This is a genomic window from Vibrio sp. R10-SG3-ISO10, from assembly GCF_059834185.1.
In genome coordinates, this window is the sequence record NZ_JCBDHG010000002.1 from 79,226 (window position 1) to 105,198 (window position 25,973).

General features: G+C 45.8%; 39 protein-coding genes. 2 read left to right on the forward strand and 37 right to left on the reverse strand.

What is annotated here, in order from left to right:
• Positions 1-94: 94 nt before the first annotated feature.
• From AC6R16_RS01085 to AC6R16_RS01185, 21 genes are all read right to left on the reverse strand, one after another.
• Entirely contained in the window at positions 95-2,890 is a 2,796-nt protein-coding gene (locus tag AC6R16_RS01085; RefSeq protein ID WP_500673272.1) for a hypothetical protein, read from the reverse strand.
• Positions 2,891-2,900: 10 nt separating this feature from the next.
• Complete coding sequence (gapS6a, locus tag AC6R16_RS01090) at positions 2,901-3,221, reverse strand: GapS6a family protein (RefSeq protein WP_500673273.1); 321 nt, start codon at positions 3,219-3,221, stop codon at positions 2,901-2,903.
• Positions 3,222-3,526: 305 nt separating this feature from the next.
• Positions 3,527-3,685, reverse strand: a complete 159-nt coding sequence (locus AC6R16_RS01095; protein ID WP_500673596.1) for a hypothetical protein — start codon at positions 3,683-3,685, stop codon at positions 3,527-3,529.
• A complete protein-coding gene (locus tag AC6R16_RS01100; RefSeq protein ID WP_500673274.1) occupies positions 3,682-4,092 on the reverse strand; it encodes a hypothetical protein in 411 nt (136 codons plus the stop codon). The genes AC6R16_RS01095 and AC6R16_RS01100 overlap by 4 nt, the downstream gene beginning before the upstream one ends.
• The gene (locus tag AC6R16_RS01105) at positions 4,089-4,517 is read right to left on the reverse strand and encodes a M15 family metallopeptidase (protein ID WP_500673275.1); all 429 of its coding nucleotides are present in this window, start codon (positions 4,515-4,517) and stop codon (positions 4,089-4,091) included. The genes AC6R16_RS01100 and AC6R16_RS01105 overlap by 4 nt, the downstream gene beginning before the upstream one ends.
• A 16-nt stretch (positions 4,518-4,533) precedes the next feature.
• On the reverse strand, positions 4,534-4,947 hold the full coding sequence (locus AC6R16_RS01110; protein WP_500673276.1) for a hypothetical protein: 414 nt from the start codon (positions 4,945-4,947) through the stop codon (positions 4,534-4,536).
• Complete coding sequence (locus AC6R16_RS01115; RefSeq protein WP_500673277.1) at positions 4,947-5,597, reverse strand: hypothetical protein; 651 nt, start codon at positions 5,595-5,597, stop codon at positions 4,947-4,949. Before AC6R16_RS01115 ends, AC6R16_RS01110 begins: the two co-directional genes overlap by 1 nt.
• Positions 5,594-6,517 (reverse strand): hypothetical protein, encoded by a 924-nt coding sequence (locus tag AC6R16_RS01120; protein ID WP_500673278.1) that lies wholly within the window; start codon positions 6,515-6,517, stop codon positions 5,594-5,596. The genes AC6R16_RS01115 and AC6R16_RS01120 overlap by 4 nt, the downstream gene beginning before the upstream one ends.
• A complete protein-coding gene (locus AC6R16_RS01125) occupies positions 6,498-6,701 on the reverse strand; it encodes a hypothetical protein (protein WP_049843888.1) in 204 nt (67 codons plus the stop codon). The genes AC6R16_RS01120 and AC6R16_RS01125 overlap by 20 nt, the downstream gene beginning before the upstream one ends.
• The gene (locus AC6R16_RS01130; protein WP_171323606.1) at positions 6,701-6,841 is read right to left on the reverse strand and encodes a hypothetical protein; all 141 of its coding nucleotides are present in this window, start codon (positions 6,839-6,841) and stop codon (positions 6,701-6,703) included. Before AC6R16_RS01130 ends, AC6R16_RS01125 begins: the two co-directional genes overlap by 1 nt.
• Before the next feature lie 9 nt (positions 6,842-6,850).
• Positions 6,851-7,123 carry a hypothetical protein gene (locus AC6R16_RS01135; RefSeq protein ID WP_099608370.1) on the reverse strand — a complete coding sequence of 91 codons (273 nt, stop codon included), beginning with the start codon at positions 7,121-7,123 and terminating at the stop codon, positions 6,851-6,853.
• Between the two features lie 9 nt (positions 7,124-7,132).
• Entirely contained in the window at positions 7,133-7,954 is an 822-nt protein-coding gene (locus AC6R16_RS01140) for a major capsid protein P2 (protein ID WP_171323610.1), read from the reverse strand.
• A 9-nt stretch (positions 7,955-7,963) separates the two neighbouring features.
• Positions 7,964-8,095, reverse strand: coding sequence for a hypothetical protein (locus AC6R16_RS01145; RefSeq protein ID WP_257214423.1), 132 nt, complete (start codon positions 8,093-8,095; stop codon positions 7,964-7,966).
• Positions 8,096-8,202: 107 nt separating this feature from the next.
• The gene (locus tag AC6R16_RS01150) at positions 8,203-8,922 is read right to left on the reverse strand and encodes a hypothetical protein (RefSeq protein WP_500673279.1); all 720 of its coding nucleotides are present in this window, start codon (positions 8,920-8,922) and stop codon (positions 8,203-8,205) included.
• Positions 8,891-9,388, reverse strand: a complete 498-nt coding sequence (locus AC6R16_RS01155; RefSeq protein WP_500673280.1) for a hypothetical protein — start codon at positions 9,386-9,388, stop codon at positions 8,891-8,893. Before AC6R16_RS01155 ends, AC6R16_RS01150 begins: the two co-directional genes overlap by 32 nt.
• A complete protein-coding gene (locus AC6R16_RS01160) occupies positions 9,372-9,842 on the reverse strand; it encodes a hypothetical protein (protein WP_500673281.1) in 471 nt (156 codons plus the stop codon). Before AC6R16_RS01160 ends, AC6R16_RS01155 begins: the two co-directional genes overlap by 17 nt.
• A complete protein-coding gene (locus tag AC6R16_RS01165) occupies positions 9,832-10,074 on the reverse strand; it encodes a hypothetical protein (RefSeq protein ID WP_500673282.1) in 243 nt (80 codons plus the stop codon). The genes AC6R16_RS01160 and AC6R16_RS01165 overlap by 11 nt, the downstream gene beginning before the upstream one ends.
• Before the next feature lie 189 nt (positions 10,075-10,263).
• Positions 10,264-10,572, reverse strand: a complete 309-nt coding sequence (locus AC6R16_RS01170; RefSeq protein WP_500673283.1) for a hypothetical protein — start codon at positions 10,570-10,572, stop codon at positions 10,264-10,266.
• A 440-nt stretch (positions 10,573-11,012) separates the two neighbouring features.
• Complete coding sequence (locus AC6R16_RS01175) at positions 11,013-11,585, reverse strand: hypothetical protein (RefSeq protein WP_500673284.1); 573 nt, start codon at positions 11,583-11,585, stop codon at positions 11,013-11,015.
• Positions 11,582-11,851 carry a hypothetical protein gene (locus AC6R16_RS01180; protein WP_500673285.1) on the reverse strand — a complete coding sequence of 90 codons (270 nt, stop codon included), beginning with the start codon at positions 11,849-11,851 and terminating at the stop codon, positions 11,582-11,584. Before AC6R16_RS01180 ends, AC6R16_RS01175 begins: the two co-directional genes overlap by 4 nt.
• A 164-nt stretch (positions 11,852-12,015) precedes the next feature.
• Entirely contained in the window at positions 12,016-12,243 is a 228-nt protein-coding gene (locus AC6R16_RS01185) for a hypothetical protein (RefSeq protein WP_500673286.1), read from the reverse strand.
• Between the two features lie 59 nt (positions 12,244-12,302).
• Here AC6R16_RS01185 and AC6R16_RS01190 point away from each other — a divergent pair, with 59 nt between their 5' ends.
• Positions 12,303-12,575 carry a transcriptional regulator gene (locus tag AC6R16_RS01190; RefSeq protein ID WP_099608378.1) on the forward strand — a complete coding sequence of 91 codons (273 nt, stop codon included), beginning with the start codon at positions 12,303-12,305 and terminating at the stop codon, positions 12,573-12,575.
• A gap of 66 nt (positions 12,576-12,641) precedes the next feature.
• Positions 12,642-13,064, forward strand: a complete 423-nt coding sequence (locus AC6R16_RS01195) for a phage protein (RefSeq protein WP_500673584.1) — start codon at positions 12,642-12,644, stop codon at positions 13,062-13,064.
• Positions 13,065-13,282: 218 nt separating this feature from the next.
• On the opposite strand, the gene AC6R16_RS01200 is transcribed toward AC6R16_RS01195, so the two are convergent.
• The 16 genes from AC6R16_RS01200 to pntB form a co-directional block, all read right to left on the reverse strand.
• The gene (locus tag AC6R16_RS01200; protein ID WP_500673287.1) at positions 13,283-13,858 is read right to left on the reverse strand and encodes a hypothetical protein; all 576 of its coding nucleotides are present in this window, start codon (positions 13,856-13,858) and stop codon (positions 13,283-13,285) included.
• 276 nt (positions 13,859-14,134) lie between these two features.
• Positions 14,135-14,554, reverse strand: coding sequence for a hypothetical protein (locus AC6R16_RS01205; RefSeq protein WP_500673288.1), 420 nt, complete (start codon positions 14,552-14,554; stop codon positions 14,135-14,137).
• Positions 14,538-14,876: a hypothetical protein gene (locus AC6R16_RS01210; RefSeq protein WP_500673289.1), complete on the reverse strand. Its 339-nt coding sequence runs from the start codon at positions 14,874-14,876 to the stop codon at positions 14,538-14,540. The genes AC6R16_RS01205 and AC6R16_RS01210 overlap by 17 nt, the downstream gene beginning before the upstream one ends.
• Positions 14,877-15,057: 181 nt before the next feature.
• Positions 15,058-15,498 (reverse strand): GNAT family N-acetyltransferase, encoded by a 441-nt coding sequence (locus AC6R16_RS01215; protein WP_011080352.1) that lies wholly within the window; start codon positions 15,496-15,498, stop codon positions 15,058-15,060.
• Positions 15,499-15,632: 134 nt separating this feature from the next.
• Positions 15,633-16,328 carry a hypothetical protein gene (locus AC6R16_RS01220; protein WP_500673290.1) on the reverse strand — a complete coding sequence of 232 codons (696 nt, stop codon included), beginning with the start codon at positions 16,326-16,328 and terminating at the stop codon, positions 15,633-15,635.
• 135 nt (positions 16,329-16,463) lie between these two features.
• Positions 16,464-17,126, reverse strand: coding sequence for a hypothetical protein (locus AC6R16_RS01225; RefSeq protein ID WP_500673291.1), 663 nt, complete (start codon positions 17,124-17,126; stop codon positions 16,464-16,466).
• Between the two features lie 47 nt (positions 17,127-17,173).
• Complete coding sequence (locus tag AC6R16_RS01230; RefSeq protein ID WP_500673292.1) at positions 17,174-18,022, reverse strand: hypothetical protein; 849 nt, start codon at positions 18,020-18,022, stop codon at positions 17,174-17,176.
• 145 nt (positions 18,023-18,167) lie between these two features.
• The gene (locus AC6R16_RS01235) at positions 18,168-18,464 is read right to left on the reverse strand and encodes a hypothetical protein (protein ID WP_500673293.1); all 297 of its coding nucleotides are present in this window, start codon (positions 18,462-18,464) and stop codon (positions 18,168-18,170) included.
• 367 nt (positions 18,465-18,831) lie between these two features.
• Positions 18,832-18,987 (reverse strand): hypothetical protein, encoded by a 156-nt coding sequence (locus AC6R16_RS01240; RefSeq protein ID WP_171325482.1) that lies wholly within the window; start codon positions 18,985-18,987, stop codon positions 18,832-18,834.
• Positions 18,987-19,397 (reverse strand): hypothetical protein, encoded by a 411-nt coding sequence (locus AC6R16_RS01245; protein ID WP_500673294.1) that lies wholly within the window; start codon positions 19,395-19,397, stop codon positions 18,987-18,989. Before AC6R16_RS01245 ends, AC6R16_RS01240 begins: the two co-directional genes overlap by 1 nt.
• A 602-nt stretch (positions 19,398-19,999) precedes the next feature.
• Complete coding sequence (locus AC6R16_RS01250; RefSeq protein WP_004742753.1) at positions 20,000-20,149, reverse strand: YoaH family protein; 150 nt, start codon at positions 20,147-20,149, stop codon at positions 20,000-20,002.
• A 90-nt stretch (positions 20,150-20,239) separates the two neighbouring features.
• Positions 20,240-21,418, reverse strand: coding sequence for a conjugal transfer protein TraF (locus AC6R16_RS01255; protein WP_500673295.1), 1,179 nt, complete (start codon positions 21,416-21,418; stop codon positions 20,240-20,242).
• Positions 21,419-21,477: 59 nt separating this feature from the next.
• Positions 21,478-22,356: a DUF2861 family protein gene (locus AC6R16_RS01260; RefSeq protein ID WP_500641095.1), complete on the reverse strand. Its 879-nt coding sequence runs from the start codon at positions 22,354-22,356 to the stop codon at positions 21,478-21,480.
• Positions 22,356-23,015 carry a response regulator transcription factor VxrB gene (gene vxrB, locus AC6R16_RS01265; RefSeq protein WP_500641096.1) on the reverse strand — a complete coding sequence of 220 codons (660 nt, stop codon included), beginning with the start codon at positions 23,013-23,015 and terminating at the stop codon, positions 22,356-22,358. Before vxrB ends, AC6R16_RS01260 begins: the two co-directional genes overlap by 1 nt.
• Positions 22,990-24,441, reverse strand: coding sequence for a sensor histidine kinase VxrA (gene vxrA, locus AC6R16_RS01270; RefSeq protein ID WP_500673585.1), 1,452 nt, complete (start codon positions 24,439-24,441; stop codon positions 22,990-22,992). Before vxrA ends, vxrB begins: the two co-directional genes overlap by 26 nt.
• Before the next feature lie 154 nt (positions 24,442-24,595).
• Entirely contained in the window at positions 24,596-25,972 is a 1,377-nt protein-coding gene (gene pntB / locus AC6R16_RS01275; protein WP_500673296.1) for a Re/Si-specific NAD(P)(+) transhydrogenase subunit beta, read from the reverse strand.
• Between the last annotated feature and the right edge of the window lies 1 nt (position 25,973).

Consider the following 25,973-nt stretch of genomic DNA (forward strand, 5'->3'; position numbering starts at 1 on the left):
TTGGTATGGGAATGTTGGGTTAGAAAAGATTCTTCTACAATCCACATAGAGCCGAGCTTTCAGGCTCAGCTCTATTCAAATACTCATTTCTTTTCTAGTCGTGATCCTGGAATATGACCGAATGTCTTTTTACAATCGATTCGGCTTGTTCTGAGTAATGATTAGCTATATCACGTAAAGTCCTAGAAAATCGGTGCATTCCTAGTAAATCTATCGACTCAGCTTTCTCCGTAAACTGTTCATATAGCTCTATCTCTGGCTTGCCATCAGGATCGACAAAATGCGCTCCACGTGAGTTATAAATAGCTGTTTCATAGGCTTTCCTGACATGCTCAACTCCTCTTTGATTAACAAACTCAGCGAGATGCTTTTCAATCCAAAAATCATCTTCTGATTTTGGCGCATGTATCAAGACCTTTCCTAAGACCCTATAAGCTGACACTGTATGACCAGATTCTTTTGTACTCTTAGACACATACTCAAACCAATCGTCGAATAGTTTACTGTCAAATTGGCCACCTTCCACGGTCCCAGGGACGATTTTCCATCCATCGAGAAGATCATAGGCATTCATTGCTATATTCTTTTGAGCGTCACTAAGTTTTGGTTTCGTATCTTCTTTATCCGAAACATAGGCTAAGCGTACCACTTCACAAAAGAACTCTGGTTTACTAGCTAAACGCTTCTCAAGAAATTTAGGAGACCTAACTTCGAGACGGTGACTAGTAATTAATGGTAAGTACGCCCATTCAATTCTGAATCTATCATCATCATCTACGGATTCGCTACCTTGAATATACTCAATAAGCTTACTGATCTCGTGAGCGTCAATTCGACTAGTATTTTCCTCAGCATTCACTGCAGCCAACAAAGCTTTAATGGTCGGTTCAATCTCTAAAGTTTTTTCTGAATATAGAAGCCTATATAAACAATGTATAGCCGAGAAAGGTCTATCGTAAGCCAATAAACTATCTATCGCTCTATAAAGAGCATTCTTATCGCGGCATTGGTATGCATTGACATTTACCTTGCTCCAGTATTGTTGGCGTGTCTCAGTCGCGATTAGTGACTCCAATCTATCCCAAGTCTTCGTTTCGAAGGGCAGAAGAAGCAACAAATCAATTACACATTGCGCCTCCCATTCTGCTAAATTAAGTTCATCAATAAAGCTTCCCTGACTCAAATAGTTGCGACTCCATATGTAACCAGATAATAGTTCCGATGAAAGTGGGTCTTCGTTTGTCATCCATCTTAATATTTGTGATTCATCGTCCTCCGATACAATTTGAGCTAATGAGTTCCCGACTTGGCTTACACATTCAACGGTTGAAGCAAAATCCATTACTAGGGTATACCCTCCCTCGTCAAAAAGATCCTTTATGGCTTCATTTCTGGCACGCGTCAGTTTTTCTTCCTGCTCTTGCCACCCCCCTTTCTCTTCGAAAAGGTCCATGGCCCCACCTGCAAAAAGTCTTTTGTACAAAAGCATGTTATTTGTGGGCTGCAATAACTCCAAGATAGGCTCTAAAATCTGAACTCTTTCCGGCGAAAGTGCCCATTCTGTATAGCTGTACTTTTTGTGTTTGTTGACAAAAGTAAGAAGCGTTAACCACAAGTTGTACTTTTCCAACTCATCATCTAATGCACTTGAGTATTTACTTAAGATTGTAACGAAATTTGTATATGCCTCTTCATACAAATGATCGAGATGTTCAACTAAGGACAGGATACGCTTTGGATTGTCATTAGTGAGTTCAACAGCGTAATCAGTATATTTTAGTATCTGTTCTCTATAATGTTCGTTAGTAACGCCCTCGCTATAGCCTTCAGGAATAAACTTCCTCCATTGAGGCTTACAAGTCCCGCTGGTTGTACTGTGTCCCGATGGTAGGAAACCGAGAAGAACTTTCCAAGCCGTTTTAGGAAACTCCCTTTCTAAAGCTTTAACTGATGCAAATCTCTTTTGAAAATTTGAGGTAGTGTGCGGATGCCATGGAAGTAGTATGTCTGCGATCGAGTTACAAGGTCTATTGGACCAATTTCCACCTGGATCATGGCTATCCATTTCACCCAACAAGACGATACAACGAAGAATATAATCTGGAGACCAAGCAAGCTTCTCTAAAGCCCATAATAGGCCTGTCATGTAGTTAGCGCCTGATATTCCACCAACCCCTTCTTGAGAATATAGTATTTTAAAAGGTGCATCTTCATGTATGACGGCTTTCTCAACAGCGTCAATAAAACCGTCTGGAGCAGCTTCCGCCAACAACGGCTGTACGTCCTGTGTACTCGCCCAAAGAACCCAATTTCCTGAATCAAGGGTTTTCTCGACTACTTCTTCTGCGACATAACATCCATAGTTTAAGGAGCAGTTACTTAACATTTCTTTCAAAGTGCTCATTATCGCTAAGCCCTCAGCAAGGCCTTTCCGTAGAAGCCTACTATGGGACATTTCCAATCCATAAATGGGGGCAGCGAATCGCTTTTCAGGTTCTAAAGTGAACTTAGGATCAAGTTCTCCCAATACTATAAGCACTTGCTCTTTAAATCGGTCCAAATGCTCCTTATACAGCCTTGAAGCAAGCGCTTCCCATGCTGCTTTTCTATCAACTAAAGACCATCTTCCGGATGTATGCTTCAAGACTTTTTCTTTTGCCGAAGCAACTTGTCTTATTTTATGAATCCAACTTTCGTACTTTTGAGCTGTAATATATTCAATAACATCTATATCGGATTTTTTTGATTCATCCCAAGAGCCAATTAAAGCTACAAATGCTAAATCACTTTCGAAATCATGATCACCGAAATTGAAAACATATTTAGTCTCAACATTATCACCGTCGCCATAGTGGGACTGAATGACCTCCGATACACCCTTATCACTCATAGCTTTTCTCTCAATTGATAATTTTGTCGCGACCTACATTATCACCAGACCCACTATGCGTTTGTATAATGGTATTTTTTTCTAATTTTTGAACAGCACTCATCAAGTTAGTCAAAGTGCTATCTTGCTCTATCCTTCTTCGGATTGCGGTTTCACTTTGTTCATCAGTCAATTCTAGCTTCTCCAACGACAAAGCCATTTTCTCAATTGTGTTGTCATCTAAAACCCAATCACGCAGTTTGTCCTTTAACCGTTCTCCAGTAATGGCTACGCCATTTTTTAAGATGTCATATAGGACACCAGAAAGTATCGTTGACGTTAGAAATTCCACAGTGTTCTCCTACCTACAATTAATCGTATTAGCTTCTTATAGCTTTACCTAAGTCTAATCATACGCTCTCTAATAGGTTGAAACTAATGACCTAAATCATACTTGCTAAACAAATAGTTTCATAAATCATATTGTGTGATATTGGCATAAACCACCGCCCAATGTTGAGTGGCGTGCATTAGCGTCTGCGCTAGGTCTTTCGTCGTTTTCGTGTCGCACTGGCTTTAACGACTCTCCCACCTCGTAGTGTGTACCCTTTCTTAAGCTGGCCGTTTTGCTTGCGACCTTTGCACTTACAACATCGTTTAGCCATGAGGATCCTCCAGTTTGCGTATCCGTTGTTCCTGATCTTGCTGCACTTTCTTCATCCAGTTGATGTCTGTTTTGAGTGCCGCAATGGTGCCCGCGCTTGAGACGACACCAGTGATTAGAGCGATGAGCATCGCTTCGAGTAATTCCATCATTGCCCCCTGAACTTACCCGAGAAGAACTCCAGCAGATAGCGAACCATCGCGCGCATGCCAAGTGTATCGATGACAACCGCACCCACCACATACCAATACTGCTCGGGAATATTCTGCAGCGCTTCAAAGCCTTGTTCTACATAGGGCGCGTAATCGGGAATGAATGACAGTATGAGCGGAATGAACACCACAAGCAGGATAAATTCGTCTTTAAGGCCACGCTCTCTAATACTCACGTCATCGAGACTGCTGGCCTGCTCTTCGCCTTTTTGCAGTCTGCGTACCCTCGCCTGATGTTTCTCCTGGTCAAGCTCGTCTTTGCGCTTTAAGGCTTCGGCTTTATTGCGGTTATACTGCCTATAGGTTTCGAGTCCGCCATTAAACAAACTGACTATCGCGCCAATCATGGGTACACCTGTCGATCGAGTTCGATATGGGGACCATCTTTAAACGACGTCCAGTCACCACCCCAGACAATCGGCACGCCCAGTTCTCTGGCCGCTTGCTTAAACGCCCAACTGACTTGCTCGTAGTAACTGAAGCCCCATGTCACATGGCCATCTTCGTCATATACGACATAGTCGATCGCATGGCCGGTTTGGTGGCGGCTGATACGCGAATAGCCGTCAAGCTGACTGGCTTTGTCCTGAAAGAGTTGGAATTGCTCTTCGGCTGTGCGTTTACCTGAGGTAATCCCGAAATCAAACGGACTGAGTTCAAGCGCGCGCCTGACCACGTTTTTCAAATCGTGATGGACACCAATCAGTTTGGTTTCGCTGCGCACCGACAACGCAAAGCCGCTGACGGCTTTATCGACCAGTTTCTTATTCATCAGATAGACTCCCAGGCTAACCGTTAATAAGAGGGGGAATGCCCACCGCATCGGGCACCTCCTGTTTGAAAATCAAGCGTGTTTCAATCCGTGAGACCAGCGCTAAACTGCTTACCACTTGCAGCTCATCCGCCCCTTTGGGTTTAATCAGCGTCATCGGATAGTGATGATCGACGCCGGCGGCGAAAGACAGATACAAATAACGACGCTCGACAATCTTGTCACCTTTCAGAAACGACAGCGTCAGACTGCACAACTGCGCAGGAATCGTTTGGCGATTGCTCAGTGACGTTCGTTTAAACGACAAATCGACCAGTTCGACGTAGTCGGTAAAGTGAAAAATGGCTGCCGTACCAACGGTGCCTTGCGATTCGGTGGCGATTTCAATGTCAGGTTTGGCTTTTGGCGGTGGGTTATACAGCATCAACATCAGCACATCTCCCCGACTCTGACGGTTTCCCCATCCTTGCCTTTAATGGTCACGGCCTGATTGGTGTTGAGTGGCAGATGGCCACCGGGATTGACGACCATAAAGCCTTGTACCAGGACTGGCTCGGTATTCTCATCCGGTACCTGTAGAAACAACGCTTTACGCTCGGAGCTGCCGGCAATAGTCTGCTCACTGCCATCGAGCTCAAACACGCCCTCATCAATCGCTGCGTAGGTGTACAAAGTCACGCTAGGCGTCACGCTCAGCGTCTCGTTATCAACGTGAACGTTAAGGAATTCGTTCTGAATTTGGGCTCTGACCGCCCTTTGGATTTCGACCACACTCACCGGTCTTTGTACTTCATGTACGACCACGGCGTTCGACACATCGACTTTCTGCGCCTGGGTTAAAATCGGCACATCACTGATTTGATATTCAAACGTCGCCGCGTCTTCGTGATGGTTTTCCAGCGTGAGCTCATCAAACTTGGTCACGTCAATCGTATCGCCGCGCTGAATTTCGGTTGGGCGCAGTAAATCGCTGCGTATCATCAAGGTATGAGTCGATTCACGTAGAATAAGAAACTTACCCGCCTGTCCGGCATTAAAGCTTAGAGTGTGATTGGGTTCGAGGGTGTGGACTTGTCTCATGAGCGGCTCCCTTTAAACAGCACCGCGACAGTGATGATGGTGCCGGCGATGCCGACAATCAGCGAGATGTTCTTCAGTAAGTTGTTGTCCGACTCAAGGCCTCCGGTCTGCTCGCGCGATTTGGCGCTGCTGGCCATCGCCAGCGCCGCTTTGGTGGTTTCGGTTTGTTGGCCGGCCATCGACTTGATCGAGTCAATCGCGTACTGGCTGACCTCCGAGGTTTCTTCAAGGGCTGAGGTGCCGAAATTGAATGCCTCATCGACGGTGTTATTGACTGTATCGAGTGACCCTGTCACGACAGTTTCGTTTGAACGTAGGGTTTGCTGGCCAAAGTCGAGCGCTTCTTCGGCGAGATTGCCGGCAATGGCCATCGCACCGTGGTCGGTCATGGTCAGATTAATATCGGAGTCATTAACCCCTGCGACCATAATGCCGTAGTTATCACGGCCTGCCGCCGCACTACCACTGGTATTAGTGGTCGTTGTGACCGTGCTTTGTCGACTTTGTGAAGAGCTTCTACCACCCATATCTGCAAACCTTATTCGTAAAACGCGTTCATCACCTCGGCGTTCTATCTCCTGAACCGGCAACTTGAGCCGCTTATGGATAAACCGCTCCGCGCCAGCGCGAAAGAAATGCGCCCTTATCGAATCAAATCCGTAGGCTCTGGCATGGTTAAGCGCACCCAACGTGCCCGAGGCCATATCACCCACTAAGGCCACCACAACCAGTTCTTGGCAGCCGTCCTTAAGCTGTTCACCCCTTAGCAGCATCACGGTGTTATCAAGGCGAAACACCTGTTCACTGCCCTGTTTCACCGCGTGTTTAGCGTCGTGGTAATAGTCTTTCAGTGCCGGTTTGAGTTGGTCTTTGACTCGACTCCATTGCTCACGCTGCAGACTACTTCTTAAGCGCCACATATAGGACAAGCAGCACCAACATCACGATGAGCCACCATTGGGAACTGGTGCCGCCGAGGTTGATCCCACCGCCAGTGAAACCCATGTTATTGGTGGTGTTGCCCGAGGTACCCGACATCGCAGGCCCTGACGCGCCGCCTTGTAAGCCTCCGCCACCGGTTAACGACGTTAATGATCCGAGCATCACAGACCTCCTTTGGCGAAATACAGCAACACGGCAAGCATCCCGACGAGCAGCAACAGTTTATTGAGGCCTTTACTGGCGCTTACGCCAAACATACTGCCGACGCCAAAACCGCCGAGTGCCCAGAATAAAAGTGGCATCGGTCTCTCCTACTTCTTAAACGCCATCACACCAAGCAGCACCACAGTAGTCAGTGCCAGACCGCCACCGATGTATAGCACCATCGGATCGATACCGGATTTCGCGCCCATCGGACGCGTGACCACATTACCGGCGTTATCCACCTGTGGGTGATTCGGCTGCTGGGTTTTGTTTGGGTTGGAGGTTTGATCGTTGGTGTCGAACAGCCAATCGGCGTGCTCACCAACGGAGTCCAAAGCCCCTGCGCCAAACTCCAGTAAATCATCAAAAAAGCTTTTCATGGGCGCTCCTTAGGCCGCGCCACCTTGCAGCTTCTCCGGTCGCTCTAAACGCACCGATTCAACCAAGATGGGGATCGAGCCGGGCACATCTTCAGTGGTGACCGAGAACTTCAAATTGGAACTGTGCTGCGTCGGAAACAGTTCATCAATTGAGAAGCCGCGCACAATCGGATCGAAGTGGAAATAGCCTGATTGCGGTGTGCGTTCGTTACGTTTGGCGTTGGCTTCAGCGATAAATTTATTCGCTTCAAACTCTTTGACGAAGTCGCGCTCAATCTCCAACTTGGTGATCTTGTCGTGCATAAAGTGCATGCGGCGAATACTGATGAGCGGACTGGCGATCAAGTTGGTAAACTCATTCACGCCTGCGGCATTGGCGGGCATGGTTTCGCGTTTCACTAGTGGCACCACGACGCGCATCGCTTGCGCGTTACTTACCCAAGCGTGCACTTGAATGGTGAGTGGATCCGCGTCCGCGCGTTTGTTGCGGAACTGGATATCGAGATGAATGTTATCGCCGAGCTCCGTGACTAAGCCGGTGTAGCGCACCCCGTTTTTGGTTCTGGCTACGACATCGCTGAACGGGATGATAAAGTGCCCTGACGTAGCATCACGACGTTTGTAACGCTCAAGCATCAGCAGCTCTTCACCGGTCAACACGTAAATCTCTTCCGCATTGAGTGTGATAGAAATTCGCGTCATGTCTTGTGCATCGGCGTTGGTTTCGAGCACCAGTTCGTGATACGTCGGGCCGTTGGGAATAGGCAGTGTGCCTTTCTGTCCCCAAGCCGCGCCGACCATAGAGTTAAGTTTGATTGGTTTGACTGACATAGCGCCCCCTTAGAACCAACCGGACTTGCCAAGAAGCTTATCTAACCCGCCAACTTTGTTGTTGACGGCCAAGATGATCGCCCCTGTCGTCAAAGCTGACACGCCAGCAATGATGGCAACGTTACGAGCATTCAATCGCATAGTGACATCCTCATTGAAATGGATGCCCTGACCCTAGGACGCCTATGAGGGGTTGGATAGACAGTGAAACCTATTAGACAGCGACTCTAACCTAATAGCTTTCAACCTTACCGTGCAGGGTAGATTTTGCCCTGACGATGGTTACCGATACCGGGGCTTTTGAGGATGTAATCGGCGTACTTGCCTGTCCCTAAATGCTCCCGCTCATGGCAACCCTTCAGAGCAAGGATCGACTCGTACGGCACGTCATAGTAATCGGCGATATAGCGGGCGTTACGTTTCGAACTGACCGCGCCAATGTAGATATGCTTGGATTCATCGAGCACGGTTTTCGGCACTTCCTGACTGCGCTGAAAGGTCGCGTGCATCACCAGTCCAAAGCCACGGCCACCGGTCCACAGTTCGCCCGCGACACCATCGAGTTTGGCGGTGTTGTTGGTGCACTTGGCCAGCTCCTCAATCACACAGTGCAGCTCGTGCGCGTGTTGGCCATCGCCCAATGACCACACCATCTGAGCAAAGCGCTCAAGGTTGTCGCGGCTGCGTTCCTGATTCACAAGCGCCAGACGAAACGGCTTACCCTGCTTTCGCCCATACCAGGCGCGCTGATAGAACTCGGAGAACGACGCACAAGGCACGACTTTTAACCCTTCAAGTCGCTGCTCTGAGTGCTCGGCGTACGGATCAAACATCACCACTTGAGCCGACTTGGGGATCAACTTGAGTTTACGAATGGCGGTGGTTTTACAGCTGCCCGTCGTGCCCATGTAACACACGTGCTGCGCATTGAGTGCGTTATTCTTGTTGATCGGACTGGGCAGCTTCATCCGTCTCTCCTTGCACTTGATTGGCTTCCTTCGCCGCTTTGGCCGCTAACAACGCTTTCTCCTGACGCAGTCGACGCACTTGAAGCGTACAACCGCCGACCAAGGTGCACGACGCCATGGCAAAGACCAACTCCTTCTCGTACTCTGCAAACCACGCAAAACCGGCGGGGCCATATTTCTGCAGCATTGGCGTGGCCGCATCGAGCCACTTGTTACCGACGTTCTCATCGATTTCAAACGGCACATCAAACGCCGCACCGACGCTGAACTCGACAATGCCTAAGCCATAGCCGAGCATTTGACGTGAAGTCTCCGGATCAAAGCTGGCTTCTTCCTGTTCGTCGGTGCCGCTTTCCGCCTGTTCAATCGCGTGCTCTTCTTGTTGCATCTCATCGATGGCCGCTTGCGCGGTGAGATCACGCTCATCCACCGGTGTCGTGACTTCTGGTTCATTGATTTGGCTCATCACGCGGCTCCTTCTTCGTCGTCAGCAACACAAACAGCAACGCGCAACCGCCAACAAAGGCTAATGCGCCCGCGACGGTTCGTTTGGTTATCTTGGTCGGTTTCGGCTCGGTTATCGGATTTTCCTCACAAGCTCCGTGGTGACTGGTTTCGTGCGGTTTACTAACAGTTACTGAGTGCGGTTTTTTAGGGGTACTGGTTTTATAACCAGTATCAACCTCTTCGCGGGTCGGTTTCATGTGGTTAGTTAACCATTCTTGGAACGGTTTCCCCGCGCTTTGATTGGCTTTGCAATTGGGGCAAATCGTATAGAGCTGACCCAGTCGGCGCTTGTTCTTCGGTGGATCGCCGCCTTCTAAAACGCGGTGTTCTCCAACGGCATGCACGGTACACACTTCGCCGCAACCTTGCGTCGGACAGGCAATGTAACCTTTGATGGGATTCTTACTGGCCATGCTGCGCCTCCTCAAGCTCAGAGAGCCGTTGATGGAAGTTTAAGGTAATAGCTTTAATGATAGTGACGGTGGTGTCGATGTGGGTTTTGGCCTGCTCAGCCGCTTGAATGGCGACCATCGGTTTTTTAAACGTGGGTACGCTCGACCAATCTGGCGCAGATTGAGCCAGTGCCTGCTCGATGTCATCGAGTTTTACCATCAAGTCGGCAAACTCTTGTTGTCTGATTGTCATACTGACCTCTGTCTCACGACGTTGGTGAATGGATGCCCCTGTCTCACGACGTTAGCTCTTTGATTATGACGATTAATAAACCATTTTCAATAGTTAGATTCGATTAAAAAAATAGACAGATACGCTGTTTCACCGCTCTATGACCACCACAGGCTCTTGGTGAGTATGTCACGGTAAGACAGCGAATGATTATCTGGAGTGGTGGTGTTTAGGCTCTGCGGTTTGAGGCAGGATGGTATGGATGTACAGATACAAGAATACGATCAGGACACAGTCGATAGGAATGATTAAATTATTGCCTATCAACCACGATGATGTGTCAACAGGCTCTGGAAGTAACCCAACGTTGACCACCACAGCATAACTGAGGTACACCACAGCCAATGAGAAAGAGGTAAAGTAGACGCGTCGTATCATCGAAGCAGACAGATGGCTTTTCACGATAAGGCCGAAAATGATAATTGGCATTATTGATAACGCTATTTCTACATAGATCATCGAACGACTCCGACGCGTACCCAGTTGTGGTTAAGTATATACTAATGTAACGGCCATCAATGACATTTTCGCTTCGTTCACACAGCCTACCCCTGAATTTTGAGATCTAGCGACACGGTGACGAACTGGTTTAGGCGTCAGCTCGCTTGCGAGTAAGATACGCCGCTTCCTTAAAGTTATCCCCGCTTTTCAGGGGGTAACACTTATCATCACTATTATCTTTCTTTAGAAAGATCACTAGTCGTAGACTATGGATCAAACCGTTAAGATCCGGTTTCATGGAGCAGTTAATATGACAGACCACTGCTTAGTCACCGCGTTATCCACAGAAACGGTGGATGACTGAGATAAAAGCGTCATAGACGCCTCATTTACAGGCAGAAACAACGATTTTTCAGTGATTTAGCGTGCAGTAAACGGATCGATCCTAAGTGAGCGGATCAACGTTTTAATGGGGATTGGTCATGACGACGGGCAAATTTACGCAACAGCGTAATGGGCGTAAGCAGGTAACGGACGTGAACACCGGTTCGAATGGCCATCTGTTTGATGGTCTCGCTCGCGGCGGTTTTCGCTTTGTGGAAGGCGCCGCGCAGCCCTAAGTCGGTAAAATAGCGCTCGCTGATGCGCTTGATTGAGGCTAAGCCATACCACTGGCCGTTTTCATTGTGTCTCGGTTGGGTGGACGTCAGCCAGCCGCGCTGCTTGGCAAACGACACGCACTGTTTGACTCGCCAAACCGGCAATCCGGTCCCTTCGGCCACATTGGCCCAAGTGCGCAGTAAGAAACCACGACTTGTCGCCACGCCCACCTTACGCGTACGGAATTCAAGCTCACTGACCAGATAATCCATAACCAAAGCGATGTCGCGCAAGAACTGACGTTGGGTGGCCTTGCCTGAGTCCGACAGCAAATAGACGTGTTTAGACGGATCGCGGAGCAAAGATTGCCAACGCTCACGGTGCATGGCGGCGAAAGGTCGTTCACGACGGGTAAAGCGGCGACCACTCATTGCACTACCTGTGACACCGTCACCGACTGCTTAGTGCGTTGTGCCCGTATGACCCACTCAATATAGTGCTCAAGCTTGTCAGTCAGTTCAGTCAGCACGTCTTTTTTCCCGCAGTGCGTTTCTGCAATGCGCAGACTGTAGTTCATGGCATAGCTTGCCAACTCTCCGCCGACATTGTGATATCGGGTTGAGCTGGTCAACAAATCACTGCTGAGGATCAGCAATGGTGAAAGCATGCTGGCTTGAACCGAGGGATCGCCGCTCATTTCGCGTAAATCCTTTGAAGTCTTAATCGCCGCAACAAGGTGAGCCAGGCAGATCTGTAACACTCGTTGGTCGTCGAGTTCGCTGTGCATGTTCCTTTCCTTCAGTAGCTCGACGTGATCGTGGCCGACGGCGATGGCGCTCGCGATAACGACGCACACGGGGATTAATGCGCGCGCGGTTCATCGTCCACACCCTGCTCTAACAACGTCAGCAGTTCTCGGATTGACACGATGAGTAATCGTAAGCTAGTGTCTAAACGCCCCTGTTCGGCCTCTTTCTCTGCTTCACTCAGAACCGACACAATTTGCTGTTTGCTCGCCATCTCCGCTCCTACACGATCACGTACTGGACGCGTATCACTGTATTGAAAGTTTTTTCGTACCGCCAACATGTTATCCGGATTGCGCAGCCTAAATCTGTGCGCCTAGAATGGCTTGAAAGGAGCCTTATATGCCTGTTTTTAACTACACAAATTCTTTACTGAACCGTGTAAAAGCTAAATATCAGCTTACTTCGGAATACCAGTTAGCAAAAAAACTCGGGATTTACGAAAGTCGATTGCGGAAATGGCGTAATGGAGTTTGTGGGATGGATTGGGACATTGCGTTTCGCATCGCCGATATGCTCGGCGAAAGCGATCAAAATGTCGTGCTTGGGCTCCTACCCAATAAGCAGAAAAATGAACGTGTCATCAAGGTGTTAGATGAGATAAGACCGGATTGATCGGGGCTTTACCCTAGCGTACATAATGCGCACTTGGGTATCCAGAAACCCCACGAAATCCATCCCGTGCTCACACCCAACTTCCGTCAGCTGGTTCACCAACAATTTATGGATCTGCACCAAGCGGCCGAATTTTTTCACGTACAACCCGTTACCGTTAAGCGCTGGGTTTTAGGTGTCACGCCAGTCAATCCACTGGCCGAAAAGCTGCTTAATATCAAAGCCCGTGGTTATTTGCCGCTCGATATCCGCTGGGACGGCTTTCGCGTCCATGAAGAGCGCGCCACGCTCATTACGCCCGATCGACGCGAGTTTAACCCCAAAGAGCTGGAAAACTTCGTCTACTGGCGCGATGAACATCGTCAGTTGGTCAAATTGTATGGCCGACTGCACGATCCTTGTCCGACGCCACCGGTGCCCAATCTGCCGCCTTTTCGTGGCGGTCGCCGTGTCGAACCGAAACCCTGGGTACCGAGTAAGTTCAAATGACGTCAGCACCTGACGCTCTAGACGCACGTGCCGGACATTAGGTCCGGCGCGGTTGCGTGGGTGGGATTGAACTGGGTGGTGGCGCTGCGTCATCAATGGGGATTTTGTAGCGTTCATCCTGCAGCAACACACCTGCGGTCTTGAGCAACACTTGTTTGACTTGGCCTTGCGATGGTCGCAGCCGTACGCGTCTTCGATTTAACATAACGTTCCCTGAGTTAATCCGCTAACAAATCCAACTCTTCATCCAGCAACATTTCGAACAGCACGTCTTGCTGACGTTCAAACAGACTGTCAAAGGTGGCAAACATCACCGGCACCTCATGCCAACTGTCCAACACTTTGTAGCCGTACAAGCCATAATACGACAGGAACGGTTTGGGCGGATCGACGAGGTAGACACCGACACTGTTGGGATACGTCGACAGAAAATACAGCGCAATATAGGTGATCACCGACATCAATCGCTCGGTCATGGCCTGAGCGGCACGTCCGTCTAAGGGTTCAAGGAGCAGCGTATGTTGTCTCCCTACCCGACTGTCATAGACACCCACCAACAGCCCAGGTCGCGGTTGTTTGAATCGCTGCACGCCGATATGAAAAGCCCGGCCGGAGAAACACGATAAATGGTAGTGACTGAGCCAGTCCAAGACCGGGCTTTCATCGCAGACTAAGGAGCGATAACTCTGCTCACTGAGTGACGACACTTTCAATTCAAGATTCGTTTGATTGATGACATCTTGCAGAAACTGCACATCAATCGACTGACGTTGTACTGACGTTGTTTTATTCATGGGTTTCGCGCCTTTCATTAAGTGGTGGTGACGAACAAGGTCGCGAATAAGTTAAGGGCGTTTTCGAGGCTGGCGCGAGCGTAAACCGGATTAATTAAATGAAATAATGCCCTGTTCAGGGACAATTGATGCGATAACAACACGATACGAAACTGAATCAAGCAATGTGATTATTTAGTCGTTGTTTCAGTGGTGTTTGTCGGTTTTTTAGTTGAAAATTAGCTTTGGTTTGAATGAGGCTCATCAAAAAGCCGAACTGGCGTTCGGCTTCAGCGGTTACAGGGACTCGTAAACGTCATTGGCGACAAAGGGCGCTTGGATCTGATTTTGTATTGTCAGGAGCGCTTGACGGTCAACGCCGGGGGGCATTTCACCATTGAACTCATGCAAGCCAACGTAGTCGTTGAAAAACGTCTGAATATCTTGCGACTGCTGCGAAACGGACTGCTTCACTGCCCTGACCTGCTCGTCAATACACTGATTGTAGGCATACTGAGCCAAGTAACTGAGGGCGACTTTTTGCTCTTCCTTTGGCAAATTAGCCAACCATTCGGACTGTGGGAAGACGTCACTGCCTGACTTAGCCAGCTCGAAACAGTGTTCTTTCTGTGCCAACAAGGCGCTGTACGGCTCGGTTAAACTCGGAGAAGCACACCCCGCCAACAAAACCAATGATAAGCTACAAAGCCGCTTCACTGACGCACTTCCAAAATTTCTGTTCTTCACCATAGGTAAATAGCTCTTCCTGTTTTGCTAGGTTGTAGACTTGTTTTCTTAAGACGGGATTCACCGACGCCATGGCATGGCCAAAGTCATCCCAGTGGTACTCGTAGATATCTTGGGCTTTTTGAATGACACCGCCGCCTTGGGTTCGAAAGATTTCAAGGATTGGACTGGCCACCATCACACCGGCTAAGTAGTTGGCCAAATCCACTTTGTAATCGATGATTTTTAACGTCGACTGAGAGCGAGAAGACAGCTTTAATCCTTTTATCGAGCAATAGTCCTTTAACGACATAACGTTTCAACGTAATAGTATTAGATAGTAGCTAGTCTATCGACGTCATCACGAATAACAAATGAACCTGTACGCATATTGAATTACTGTCACAGATTCGATTGTCAAAGACACGTCCTCGCTTTTTCAGTAGATTCAAACTTAGAATACCACGCGTTGCGAATCATTCTTAAACAGTTTGTTAGAACGTTTTTTCCATGAATAACAATTTCTTACCTTCATAGAACGCTTCTTTAAATTGCGTATAGCCCAGCTTTTTATAAATATATATTCCTCTTGAGTTTGATTCGAAGACATCTAACCAGACTTTTGAACAGTTTAAGTTTTCCGCACAATACTGTTCCATCTCTTTAATTGCGAGTTGACCAAGCCCCTTTCCTTTGGAAGCAACAACAATTCTCCTGAACTCAACGACATCTTGGCTTTCTTGCGACAAAATTATGAAGCCTGACAACTCGTTTTCGTAGTACAAAGACAGATAAATTACGTCATTGCTCTCTATTAGACTTGCGTGCTTTTCTAGTGAATAAGGAATAACAAAGCCTTTTGTATCATGAGAACACTCCATTTCAACAAAAGCCCTGGCTTCTGATATCACCGACTTTCTTAATTCTAACACCATATTTTCCTAAACTTTCTAACGCCGCATTAAGGTGTGAGCAACGCTACCACCACACCTAAACCATTGTGCCGTAAACACTAAAGCTGATTCAAACCAAAAATGCCAAGCGTTGTGAATCCGTCTTAAACGCTTTGTTAAGTTTCTTTGTACCAGTAGTCTCCGCCTTTTGAAATAATGTCGTCTTCTAGCACTTTTTTATTCAAAGTATCAATTTTTCCGTCAACAAAAGACTTCACATGTTCAACCAAGCCACGAAACTCAACGAGATTTTCTAACGTGTATGTATCCGGCTGCCCTAACTCACGGGTAAAGTAAGGAACAGCCCCTTTTCTTCGCTTTGTATCCAAAGCCAGTACAACTTTGACTTTTTCTACCTTCTCCGCCCCACTATGTGCGGCAAAGTTGTTTCGCATATCAATGGCAGATTGGTGCTTCTTTCGAAAATCTTCATCAAGATTCTTCTTTTCAAGTTTGACCTTTCGACCTTCACAGGTAGCGAAACACTTCGCATAAAAAGTTAACGCTGCTACAAACAACCCTTTAATTAAATTATATCTCGCCCGATCATGATCAGACTTTCTGTTCTTTGGGTCTTGAGCAAGTTTTACATCTGCTTTCATCATTGACTCTATTTCATTGAGCCACACAGCAACACTACGCAAATCTTTTTCAATCAAAGTATATGAAGCTAAAACCTGAGCTTTAGGTGTTGTAATTTCAACTCTTTTTGCTTTGACTCGCTTATAGTAGTAGCGATTGTAAAAATCTGACGTTTCTGGGTTTAATACCGTCACTTTTGACCAACCATCACCTAAATCATCGTACTTCATTATTTCTCCAGAAACTTAACGCCGCGTTAAGTAGTGAGCAACGCCACCACGAAACCTAACCATACCACCGTAAACACAAAACCCAACGAGGGAATGAAAAATGCCATGCGTTGGGAATCTGTCTTAAACGCTTTGTTATGCCAATTTTTCGGGTTTGTATGTTCCGTTTTTTACTTTACGAGTATCAGACATCCACCACTCACACATATCCCAGTAATCGAGTTTAGTTGCCTCGTTGCCCATGCTTTTACGTATTTCCACCAAAAAGGTACCCAGCAGCTTCATCATATCTTTCAGAAAGTTCTCTGGCTGTCCATTTTCGTTCATGTTATACAAATACTGCATCATATCGTTATACGCTTTAACAACTTCATCGTTTGCCATTAAAGCAAGCTTAAAGCCCAAACGTCTGTATTCCAAAGTAAGCATCTTTGCAGTGCCAACATCAGACTTATTTTTTCCTTTGTTTCGCTTGTCCATTTCCCACGCAGCGTCAGACATCAAAAGGATAATAAATGGCTCCAATATTTCGTTGTATATTTCGATGCGGTCATCTCGAAGCTTATTTTCTAGTTCAATTTTACGTTCAATATTTTGTTTAATTTTCCACCCTATTGAAGATACAACAAGAACAATTATTGGAGTGGCTATACTACCTATTGCAGCAACGACATCTAACCAATGCTTTTCTTCCATCATTACTCCTAACTCTGTTTTTTCGCCATTGGCATAACGCCCAATTAAGTTGTGAGCAACGCTACCACTGTACTCAAGCACTTCACCGTAATCACTAAACAAATTGAAACCGAAAGCGCCGAGCGTTGCGAATCAGCTTGAATTGCTTGTTAAGCTACATTTAGCCACTTACTTAGATCTAGTTCTGGCTTCACTTTTTCTTGCATTACTTTCGAGCTAGGTAGAGATGTAAAGTCGATGTCTAGTACTTGCTGAAGTGTTTCGCTAGGTTCATACGCCAGTTCAAAAGAGCAAGCTTCATTAACGATATGAGCCACTTTTTGTATTTGAGAAACAAATAGCTTTATATCACCATCTTGAACAATTATTTGTACACTATCATACGTTACGCCACTGCCGCTATTACCTGCGTAAGAAGTTAAATGCAGTGAATCGGCAAACTTTCGAACAGTAGATTGCATTTCAACCAAAATCCGGTTTTGGTCAGGCTTCGAGCATGCCGTAAGTTCCGTCGATTGCTCAACAAAACGTGTGACCATAGAGTCGAAACTATCCCAAATACTAGCTGGTACAGAGAAATCACCATATCTCGCATTCGGGAATAGTGCTTTATGCAATTTCCTTGGGGAGGATGTGTGAAGTTTGCTATTCCACGTCTTATTTAGGTACTTTTCAAACTCTTCGATATGTTTGTAGTAGTTAGAAAAGCTATTTTGTTCATTCGCAACACGTATTTGCTCTTTGGTTTGCTCTGAGCGATGGTTCGCAGCAAGCAAAGCAACGATTGGTATGATTAGAGCTAAGATAGCTAGAGGAACACGAAATACTACCAAGGCATAATTAAACCCAGTATATGAATAATCTGGGGTTATCTGAGAATTAATACCGACGATCAACGCGACAATAATTGCAAAGCTAATAAAAACACCTACCACAAGCCAAAGAACCTTTAGCTCGATAAGGCTTTTTTGTGGATCAAAACGCAATTTGTTCTTCATTGTTTCTCCTGCAGCTTAACGCCCGCTTAAGGGGCAGCCAACGCCATTACCAAGCTTCCGCATAACACCGTAACCACAAAAACCAACGCATAGTGAAAATGCCACGTGTTGGTTGTCCCTCTTGAAGCGTTTGTTATGTGCGTACCTAAAAGTACGCTGACAGAATATCCACTTCCATATCGAGAAAGCCCGGATAGTAAAATTTAAACCCAGCAGACATAAGGTCATTTACAAGAAAATTAAAACGCTTTACCGCCATACAATATGACTGCATGGCATCCACTCCATAAACATACTCATCAATACCCAATGCCAATACACTAAATTTACAGCGATAATCACCTGCTTCTGAAATTGGAGCTGGCTCTGGTAAGCCTAGTTCAATAGTCACATATAGCTCTTTATCATTAGGTTTCTTTACTACATATTCGCTACTTATCATAAATATTCCTCAAAGCACATAGCAGCTATTAGACAGAAATATTCTGTATTTAGTCATAGAGTTCTTCTGTCTTTCGTACTAAAACAGCTAACACTATCTAACTTTTTCGGCAATTTATCAGTAGCTTAAAACTAGAGCAATCAATCAATGCGTTAAAGTGCATAGTAATTCTGTATAACATGCTTTAAATCAAGATTTGAGCCGAAGAAAAACAAAAAACCGCCCTATCTTGAGCGGTTTTCTTTAGCGTCTACGTCGTGTCTTTCGGCGCTTTCTCGTGGCGACTTTCACTACCCGTCCACCTCTGAGCGTATACCCTTTCTTAAGCTGGCCGTTTTGTTTGCGGCCTTTGCACTTACAACATCGTTTAGCCATGACTGTCCTCCAGTTTTCGTATCCGTTGTTCCTGATCTTGCTGCACTTTCTTTATCCAGTTGATGTCGGTTTTGAGCGCAGCAATCGTGCCAGCACTTGAAACCGCACCGGTGATTAGTGAAATGAGCATCGCTTCGAGTAGTCCCATCACTGCCCCCTGAATTTGCCTGAGAAGAACTCCAGCAGGTAGCGAACCATCGCGCGCATGCTAAGGGTATCGATGACGACCGCGCCAACGACATACCAATACGGCTCTGGAATATTCTGCAGCGCTTCAAAACCTTGTTCGACATAGGGCGCGTAATCGGGAATGAATGACAAGATAAGGGGGATAAAGACGACAAGCAGAATAAACTCGTCTTTGAAGCCGCGCTCTCTGATGCTGACTTCATCGAGGCTACTGGCCTGCTCTTCACCTTTTTGCAATCGGCGTACCCTCGCCTGATGCTTCTCCTGGTCGAGCTCGTCTTTGCGCTTCAGGGCTTCGGCTTTGTTACGGTTGTACTGCCTATAAGTCGCGAGTCCGCCATTAAACAAACTGACAATCGCGCCAATCATGGGTAAACCTGACGATCGAGCTCGATATGCGGACCATCTTTAAACAAGCTTCAGTCCGCACATACAATTCCAACCAACTATTACTTCCTTTTCACTCGCAAATAGTGACAACGTCACCAAACGTGCACGCACCTTAGTAGATACAAAATCATAGATACGAACCCTTTTTGTACCTTTTGAAAATCGATTATTAATCCATAACGAATTAGGCGACGTTCGAGACTGGCTTCAGATTTTATGAGTTACACGATAACGCGCCAGAACAATACACTGGAAGATAGTAAGCGCTTGCAGACTAGAATTACAGTTATGTAATTTTATTACGCACCACTAGGCAGCTCCATTTTACACAGAACAATCAACTGAGCTATCCTATTGTTTAATATCGATATTAACTGAAACTACTGTTCCTTAGGTGTGACTTTCAGCTTTATTACAAATGATGATTTGGTTGGAGTTTTATCTTGTTATGGTCGATGTGTGAGTACGGACGAGTAAGCTTGTTGATACATAATTCTGTTATAGTGCATCAAAATATACAGGTACAAAAAAAGAGCAGTTCCCTGCTCTTCTGTGTATTTATTGCTGAGTTGAGTTTGTTTCTACTGCTGCTTGGCTGCTTCGGCTCTAATTTCTTCAGCGACCATTTTTATCGCTTGAGCTGTGCTTATACCCTCTGCCATTAACTCTTGGATTTTCTCGACAGCTTTTTGCTGTTCTTCATGCGAAAGTGGCGGTAGATCATCAAACATAAAAAAGGCTCCTAAAACTTTAGGAGCCGACTATAGTACGATTTGGTTGTAAGCGCTAGTGCTTCGCTCCCCTATCCTTAACCCGGAAGCTTAATAACTAGTTAAGAAGTTAATATAGGCACCCATTGAGTTTTCATTCGTGTAGCTAGCACCGATATCCAATTGGAATAAGTTTAGTGGTGACAACCCAATACCAGCAGTCACTGTGTCATCGAGATTGTCATACGCTAGATTTCGATTCCAACCGGCACGCAGTTTTAGCTGGCGCATAATATCAATTTCGCCACCGACTCTGAGCATTTGTGTGTTGTCGTTGAAATTTGTATAGCGTTCTTCTTCGTTGAGATCATAGTCCACACTGATTGTGGCATAATCAGCAACTAAGCCGACACCAACTGTATAGAGCGGTCTCATTTGGTAAGAGTAAGAAATATCAGGTTTACCACTTACTGAAGATGGAATCGTTAAGGTTTTAATGTCTCGGCTCACTAAATTAGTTGCCGAAAAACCGACTCGCATAGGCCCATAAAACCAAAGGAAACCAGCATCCATATTGAACATGGTTTCACCGGTACCATTATCACGAACGTCTTTGATATCGTAGTTGGTAAAACTGGCTTCGTAGACATAGGTGTATATACGTTGCAGTTTAGGCGTAATACCGAAAGAAATGTGCTGGCCAAGGAAAGTCTGGTACTTTGCCAACGAAATACCGACTTCAGTTACCCCTACTGAAACCGCATTAACGGTACTATTTTGCGCATTTTCTAGGATTCTTAGATCATTGTCAGGGTTGGTACTATCACTGGCAATAAGAGGATTCGCGTAGGACTCTGCATAAGCTTTACCAAACACGTTAGCAGCAAGAAATTTGTTTGGGATGGCAAATGCAACCACACCACCTATTTCTAGTTTGGCGATGTCACCGTCTAATGCTTTTAAAGTGGCATCAAGCTCGGCGGCATTGAGATTAGCAGGATTACTAGTACCCTGCTCGATAAGGTCTGCCGCTTTCTTGAGGTCATCAACCATCATGTGCTCGTCGCTGTATGAGAGACCAAAGCTTGGAGTGATCATGCCATAGTCATCATTTCGGCGATAAATTGCGGTAAGAGCAGGGTTATAGAAAGGAGCGGTTAAAAAAGTTGCAGAAACGACACCTACTCCACCCATTGCGTCTCCGCGGGCTTCAATAGCGTAGTTTGCAGCGGACGCTGAACTGGCTGCAAGTGCAATAGACAATGTCAGAAGTTTTATTTTATTTTCCATAATTGTTATAAACTTTATGTTCCATATGTTTATATCGTTCTATTGTCTATTAACTTTAGTTATTCCTCCACTGAAACATCATAGGTCTTACTAATTATTTGTGATTGTTCAACAATTATCGGTCCTTGCCATCTTTGGTGGTTGATCGAAACGGCTAAAACGTACCTACCTTTGTCAACAATCCCATTATCTAAAGAGGTAGGATAATCGGAATCATAACTTTCACCCCAGACTTGGCTGTAGTTGCCATCAATGTAGTCATAAAGTGCTACATCAAGCTTAGGCAGTGGGCAATTAGGATTTAGTAAGGCGTTCCTTTCGAGTTTCCATTGTGCTTTCGCGTCCCAACGAACGGTCATTTCGGCCTTAGGTTCACCCAATACAAGCCAAGAGCTCCAAGAAGATTCATCCGAAGCGGTGACATCAATTCTAAATAGACCACTTTGGAGTCTACTGTTCAAGTTGTATCGCTTAATGTATTTTTGAGTACCAAGGTCGTTGGTAGATACTGATTGAATGAAAGAGTTATCGGTAGAAAGGTTTTTAGAGACCCAGCGCGTTAAAGAAATATCTTTGATATCACGATTTGATTCAATCTCAATAATCGCTCGATACGCGTCCCTGCCGGGGCTTTGTATTTCACTTCGACGAACGGTGACATTGCTAATCCACTCCGGTAATGAGCGATTATCTAGACTTTTTCCGCAATCTACATCTAAAGATTGAAGAAAAAGGTCATTTAGGTGGGGTGTGAGAGAGCGATTTTTTTCAAGCTGCCACACTTCTACTAGCGATGTAAACATCGCCGGTAAGTCATTGTTTAATAAGTGCCTATGAGCCTGTGTTAAAGGCGAGTTGCTTTCGAACCAAGGCACTTGTACCGCATTTGTTGACGCACTGACCATCAGTGCGCCAAGCAATAACTTTGCTCTATCCATTAAGCTTTCATTTTGTAGCCAACGCCACGTAATGTTTCGATTTCGAGTCCAGGTAGTTTTTGACGAAGTTGAAGTACATGGGTATCAACTGTACGTGTGGTCGGGAAATGGTTGTAACCCCATACATGATCCAATAGCTCATCACGGGTAAATACCCTGCCGAGATTACTTGCCAAAAACAGTAGTAGGTCAAACTCTGTGCGTGTCAAAGTTACCAACTCATCTTTATAGGTTACTTCGCGTGTCGCTTTGTCAATTACAAGGTGGTCAGTGACGACTTTGTTGTCATCTTGTGCTTCACCTTCTGGCGCTCTTAACTGAGCACGGACGCGTGCAAATAGCTCAGCTTCAGCAAATGGCTTAGTCAAATAGTCATTAGCACCTGCGTCCAATCCCATCACTTTATCTTTTACAGTAACTAACGCCGTCAACAAGATCACTGGTACATCTTTGATCTTTTTCCACTCTACAAGGTGATCAACTGAATCGCCATCTGGCAATTGACGATCAAGTATAACGAGATCCGCTTTGTCCCAATACTGTGCTACATCCGCGATTGTCTCTGAATGGAAGCACTCATACCCCGCTTGCTCTAAGCTAACTAAAAGACCATCAGCTAAGTTTTTATCATCTTCAACAAGAAGCAGTGTCTGTTTCACAAGGTATCTCCAAAATAAACGCTGTTGGTGGGCCAATTAACGACATTCTACCGCCCATTCGACCAACCATGGATTCCACTATGGTTAAGCCAAGACCAAGGCCACTTTTACTGACAAATGGCTTGCGTAACTGTCGCCAATCTTTTGCTGACAGATCACCCTGATCTTGAACTTTAACCGTAATTTTTTGTGTTTCTGTTGTCACATCAAGTACAACAGGCGCAACCCCATATTTATTGGCATTGCGGATTAAATTATCTATACAAGTGCCGAGCCAATAGACATTTAGTTTAGCTGCGACATCTTGGTTTACATTGAGCTTAACTTTCCCGCCAAACTCTTCTTCTACTTTAAACTCTAACCATTCTTTTACAGAAGGTACCCAGTCAGTCGCTAGCGGTTTGTTATCTGACTGAAGATAATCCTTACTCGCTTCAGCTAACTGACGTAATCGTCTTGAATCTTCACATAGACGGCGAAATTCATCATAAACGGATTCAGGTAAGTGCTCAAACTCGCGCCTGAACCCTTCTACTGTTAAAGACAAACTGGCAATTGGCGTCCTCAGTTCGTGAGTCAAGATTTGCAGAATCAACATTCTGCTTTTCATCTCTTGGCGCTTAGTGTTCCAACGGTACGCAGACCAGCCTAATACTAACAATATGTTGGCAATGACCAGAGCAACCATGCTAATACGCAAGATGTCCGAATGGTCTTCAACATCCCAACATAAGTTACCGCGTTGCACAAAACAGCTGCTTGACTCTTTCCTCAAGCTAAACGACAGCCCAGCGTCTTCGACAGCTTGTTTCCAAATTCGTTCTGGATAAACTAAATAGTTGTCGCTTTTTCTTAACCACAGCTCATTGCGTTCAATAAACATGCTAGAGCCAGAAATGAGCGCTACCATGGTATCTTCGTTCATCCTTTGCAGTCGACCCAATAACGTTGAGTCGGATGCCAAAGGACGCTCTTTTATGTGCATGTATTGCTGCAGTTGTTCAATATATTCTGGATACGTTTGAACATATCTACTCGCATAGGTTCCACCACCTGGGTGAATTAATGCACTTCTGGCAAACCACTTTTCACTAAGCTTATTCCCTTTACACATCGCTCGTGTAAAAACCAGTGGCTCAGTAATCAAAGGGCTAAGCGGCAGCTTTCCAGTACAGTTTTGCGCTAGCTTGTATAACCTCTGCACATCTTTAAGTGGATACGCCGACGTCTGTGGTAACATCGATTCCGGAGTTAGAAGCCTAGTTGGGTAATCAGACTGTAAACTACGGATATCGTAAGAAACGGTTGCCTGTTCCTGATCGAAAAGATCAACAAATCGGTCAATACGCTCCGGTAAAGACTCTGCAGATGCGCTACCTGAGAGGACCGCAATACCTATTGCGACCGCTTTAATTGTTGTCTTAATCAATGCAAAAATTCATTAAATCAGTAAGTTATGATTTAGAGTAAAACATTATGGCAAAAATATAAAACTGAAATGTAATATCAATGTCAGAAATGGTACTCACGAAACGAAAGAAGCCAGCGTAATGCTGGCTTCTGTATAGTGTAATCTGAATCTACAATGCTTTGAAGATAGATTCGACACTCTCTTTTGCATCACCAAATAACATCTGGGTGTTTTCTTTGAAGAACAGTGGGTTTTGCACGCCTGCATAACCTGTATTCATCGAGCGTTTAAACACGATAACGTTCTTCGCATTCCACACCTCAAGTACTGGCATGCCAGCAATCGGGCTATTTGGATCGTCAAGTGCCGCTGGGTTCACCGTATCATTTGCGCCGATAACCAGTACCGTATCTGTTTCAGAAAGGTCATCGTTGATCTCATCCATTTCTAGCACGATATCATATGGAACTTTAGCTTCTGCAAGCAGTACGTTCATATGACCTGGAAGACGGCCAGCGACTGGGTGAATACCGAAGCGCACTTCAACACCATGCGAACGTAGCGTCTCAGTGATTTCATGAACAGGATATTGCGCCTGAGCCACAGCCATTCCGTATCCAGGAGTGATTACAACAGACTTCGAGTTCTTAAGAAGCTCTGCGACCTCTTCTGCATTAGTTTCTCTGTGCTCACCTTGCTCAGCATCTGATGAAATAACGATTTCCTGACCAAATCCACCAGCAATTACACTGATAAATGAACGGTTCATCGCTTTACACATGATGTAAGAAAGGATCGCACCTGAAGAACCTACAAGCGCACCAGTAACAATCAGAAGATCGTTTGCCAACATGAAACCTGCCGCAGCGGCTGCCCAACCAGAGTATGAGTTAAGCATTGATACAACCACTGGCATATCTGCACCGCCAATCGAAGCCACCAAGTGATATCCGAAAGCGAAGGCAATTAAGGTCATCACCATCAGTGCAAACATACTGCCATCAGCATTAACAAAATGAAGCATTAACAGAGTCGATACGACGATTGCCGCTAGGTTCATCTTATGTTTATGCGGAAGGTTTAAAGGTGAGGATGAAATAATACCGCGCAATTTACCAAAGGCGACAACTGATCCCGTAAAGGTAACCGCGCCAATGAATACACCTAAGAAAACTTCAACTAAATGGATTACGTGTTCCGCGTGCGTTGCAGCCTCTGGCGCATCAATGTAGCTGTTGTAGCCAACCAGTACCGCGGCCATACCAACAAAGCTGTGTAGAATTGCCACTAACTCTGGCATTTCTGTCATCTCAACTTTCTTAGCGTAGTGGATACCAATACCACCACCAATAACCATGGCGATGATGATCCAAACAAAACCTTCAGACTCTGGGCCAAAGATCGTTGCGATCAAGGCGATCGTCATACCTGCAATACCGTAGTAGTTACCCGATCTTGCAGACTCTTGCTTAGACAATCCTGCTAAGCTCAATATAAAGAATAATGCAGCAACAATATAAGCTGCTTGTACTAATCCTGCAGACATT